This is a genomic window from Streptomyces sp. NPDC006265, from assembly GCF_040613555.1.
Taxonomy (GTDB): domain Bacteria; phylum Actinomycetota; class Actinomycetes; order Streptomycetales; family Streptomycetaceae; genus Streptomyces.
Genome location: NZ_JBEXSH010000924.1, coordinates 1 through 3440 on the forward strand (window position 1 = coordinate 1; position 3440 = coordinate 3440).

Annotated in this window: 4 protein-coding genes and 1 pseudogene; 3 read left to right on the top strand and 2 right to left on the bottom strand. The window is 74.9% G+C overall.

The window, feature by feature from the left end:
• Positions 1-270 (top strand): annotated as a pseudogene (locus ABZ281_RS42830) (xanthine dehydrogenase family protein subunit M); the annotation flags it as partial.
• Positions 267-2369, top strand: a complete 2103-nt coding sequence (locus tag ABZ281_RS42835) for a xanthine dehydrogenase family protein molybdopterin-binding subunit (RefSeq protein WP_356663483.1) — start codon at positions 267-269, stop codon at positions 2367-2369. The pseudogene ABZ281_RS42830 and the gene ABZ281_RS42835, both read left to right, overlap by 4 nt.
• 41 nt (positions 2370-2410) lie before the next feature.
• On the opposite strand, the gene ABZ281_RS42840 is transcribed toward ABZ281_RS42835, so the two are convergent.
• Together ABZ281_RS42840 and ABZ281_RS42845 are read right to left on the bottom strand one after the other, a co-directional pair.
• Entirely contained in the window at positions 2411-2635 is a 225-nt protein-coding gene (locus ABZ281_RS42840) for a hypothetical protein (protein ID WP_356663485.1), read from the bottom strand.
• Positions 2636-2823: 188 nt separating this feature from the next.
• A complete protein-coding gene (locus ABZ281_RS42845) occupies positions 2824-3249 on the bottom strand; it encodes a hypothetical protein (protein WP_356663487.1) in 426 nt (141 codons plus the stop codon).
• A gap of 24 nt (positions 3250-3273) precedes the next feature.
• Between ABZ281_RS42845 and ABZ281_RS42850 the strand changes: the two genes are divergently transcribed.
• Positions 3274-3399, top strand: a complete 126-nt coding sequence (locus ABZ281_RS42850) for a hypothetical protein (RefSeq protein WP_356663489.1) — start codon at positions 3274-3276, stop codon at positions 3397-3399.
• Positions 3400-3440 lie beyond the last annotated feature (41 nt).

Genomic DNA, 3440 nt, shown 5'->3' on the forward strand with positions numbered 1-3440 from the left:
GTCGTGCTGCGCCTGGAGGACGGGGTCGTCGGCCATGCGGGGCTCGCCTTCGGGGCGCTGGCGCACCGGCCGTGGCGTGCTCGGCGCGCGGAGGAGGCGCTGCTGGATACGGCTCCGTCCCGCGCGGCGTTCGAACACGCCGTCGAACTGGAGCTGTCCGCCGCGCAGCCGTTGCGGGACAACGCCTACAAGGTGCCGCTCGCCCGCAATCTCGCCGTGGACGTGCTGTCCCGGCTTACGGACACCGTGCTCGCCGGGAGGGCCTCATGACCGGCAGTGTGGGTGCCCCCGCCGAGCGGCGCGAGGGTCTCGAGAAGGTCGGCGGCACCGCCCGCTACGCCGCCGAGTTCCACTCCCCCGGCCGGGCCCAGGCCTGGCCGGTGCCGGCGAGTGTGGCCCGGGGCCGGGTGTCCGGCGTCGACACCGCGGCCGCCCTGGCCGTGCCCGGAGTCCTCTCCGTCCTCACGCACGAGAACGCGCCGCGCCTGACGGAACCGGACGATCCCACGCTCGCGGTGCTGCAGAGTCCCCGGGTTCCGCACCGCGGCTGGTTCGTGGCCCTGGTGGTGGCCGAGACCTTGGAGGCGGCGCGCGCCGGTGCGGCCGCCGTCCGCGTCACCTACGACGCCGAGGAGCACGACGCGGCCCTCACCGCATCGCACCCGGGTGTCTACGTGCCCGAGGAGGCCAACGGCGGTCACCCCGCCGTCCGTGAACAGGGGGACGCCGACGGGGCGTTCGGTTCCTCGGCCGCCCGCGTGGACGTCGCGTACCGGGTGCCGCCGCTGCACAACCACCCCATGGAGCCGCACACCACCACCGCCCGGTGGGAGGACGGCCGGCTCACCGTGCACACCTCCAGCCAGGGCACCGGCGCCGTGCGGGCCGTGCTCGCCGGGTTGTTCGGCCTGCCCAAGGAGCGGATCGTCGTCACCGCCGAGCACGTCGGCGGCGGTTTCGGGTCCAAGGGCACGCCACGGCCCGACGTGGTGCTCGCCGCCATGGCGGCACGTCAGACCGGGCGGCCGGTGACGGTGGCGCTGCCGCGCCGCTACCTGCCCGCCGTCGTCGGGCATCGCGCCCCTACCCTCCACCGGCTTCGGCTCGGGGCCGACGCGGACGGCCGGCTCACGTCCCTCGTGCACGAGGTCACCACGCACACCTCCCGCATCAAGGAGTTCGTGGAGCAGGCGGCGGTGCCGGCACGGGTGATGTACGCCGCGCCGCACAGCCGTACGGTGCACCGGGTCGCGGCGCTGGACGTTCCGTCGCCGTCCTGGATGCGCGCTCCGGGCGAGGCCCCCGGCATGTACGCGCTGGAGTCCGCCATGGACGAGCTCGCCACCGAACTCGGCATGGACCCGATCGAGCTGCGCTTCCGCAACGAGCCCGATGTCGAGCCCGACAGCGGCAAGCCCTTCAGCAGCAGGCATCTGATCGAGTGCCTGCGCGAAGGCTCACGGCGCTTCGGGTGGGACGGGCGCGACCCCCGCCCGGGCGCCCGCCGGGACGGGCCCCTGCTGCTCGGGACAGGCGTGGCGGCGGCTACGTACCCCGTCATGGTGGGCCCCTCCACCGCGGCGGTCCGCGCGCTGCCCGACGGGACGTTCCTGGTGCGGATCAACGCCACCGACATCGGGACGGGTGCCCGGACCGTGCTCGCGCAGGTGGGGGCCGACGCCCTCGGGGTGCCGCTGGAGCGGGTGCGGATCGAGGTCGGCAGCACCGAACTCCCGTCGGCGCCACTGGCCGGCGGCTCGTCGGGCACCGCCTCCTGGGGCTGGGCGGTGCACGACGCCTGCGCTCGGCTGGCCGTGCGCCTGGCCGAGCACACCGGGCCGCTGCCCGAGCAGGGCCTCGACGTCAGCGCCGACACGCAGGGCGCCGCGGACGCCGAGAGCGACGTCGCGCGGCACGCCTTCGGGGCGCACTTCGCCGAGGTCGCGGTGGACACGGTCACCGGCGAGGTCCGGGTCAACCGGCTCCTGGGGGTCTACGCGGCGGGCCGCATCCTCAACGCCCGCACGGCGCGCTCCCAGTTCGTGGGCGGCATGACGATGGGCCTGGGCATGGCGCTGACCGAGGGCAGCACCCTGGACGCCGCCTTCGGCGACTTCACCGAGTCGGATCTGGCCTCGTACCACGTGCCCGTGCACGCCGATGTCGCCGAGATCGAGGCGCACTGGGTCGACGAGGAGGACTCCCGCCTCAATCCCATGGGCAGCAAGGGCATCGGGGAGATCGGCATCGTCGGGACCGCCGCGGCGATCGGCAACGCCGTGCACCACGCCACGGGCGTCCGCTTCCGTGAACTCCCGCTCACCCCGGACCGGGTGCTGACCGGGCTGCTCGATTCCCGGGCCCGGTAGGCGGCTCCGAAAGGTCAGCGCCGACCGGGCCGAGGCTGGGCTCAGCGGCGGTCGTCCGTCCTCAGCCAGGCCTCCATGTCCCGCCGTACACGCGTCACGTCGAGGTGCTCGTACTCCCGGATCACCGATCTCGTCGTGCCCCGCTCCCGGTACTCGTCCATGATCGCGACATGCTCCGGCAGGCGTACGAACCCGGCCAGAGCCCGCCGCTCGGTCCAACCGAGACCGATCCGCAGCGCCCGGCCACGGACATGACCCACCCCCACATACCGACCGCTCCTTCGAGCCGCGGCCAGTGGCGCCCCAGTGCCATGCCGCGGCGCGCGATGCCGGGCAGGTCCCGGCGCGATCCGGGGTGAAGACGGTGGCGCCGACGATCAGCGGGCCTCTTCGTCCGGCGAGTCCGCCGCCGTCGGCGTCCTGTGTTCCGGCCGGACCGGGTACCAACGGCTCCTCAGCACCCCAGCGTCCAGGACGGGTCCCGGCCGAGCAGGGCGAGCAGCCGGTCGCCCGGCGCGGCATCGTCACCGACGGCGATCCGCCGACGGAACGCGCCTCCGGCCCCGCGGCCCTCGTCGGGGACCCGGGTGGCCACCCGCAGCGCGGCGTCGGTGAGTTCGCCGGCGGGCTCCCACCGTGCGCCGATCGTCACCGCGACATCCCAGTCGTGCACCACGCGGTCGAGCAGGTGGAAGCCGATCGCGACCCGCCCGGGGACGGCGAAGCCCTCGCCCACCTCCGGCAGCGCGAACCGCCGCTCCCCCACTCCGTCTTCGGCGAATGCCGCGGTGACCTCGTCCGCCGACGCCTCGTACGCCGGCCTGCACGTGACCGCCTTCACCGGGGCCCGCTGGCCGACCCGCAGGCGCTCGCGGACCATGCCGCCGGGGCGCGGGCGTCCGGCGTGGCGATCCACACCCTGGCCGAGATCGCCGCGACCCGCCGTGCGCGCCCCGGCTTCGTCTTCGGCTACGGCTCGATCAGCGCACCGGACATCTCGCCGGGCCTGGACCTCCTCCTGCGGCCATGAGTGGACCGGACCGGCCGACGACAGCGGCTCGCTCCGGTCCC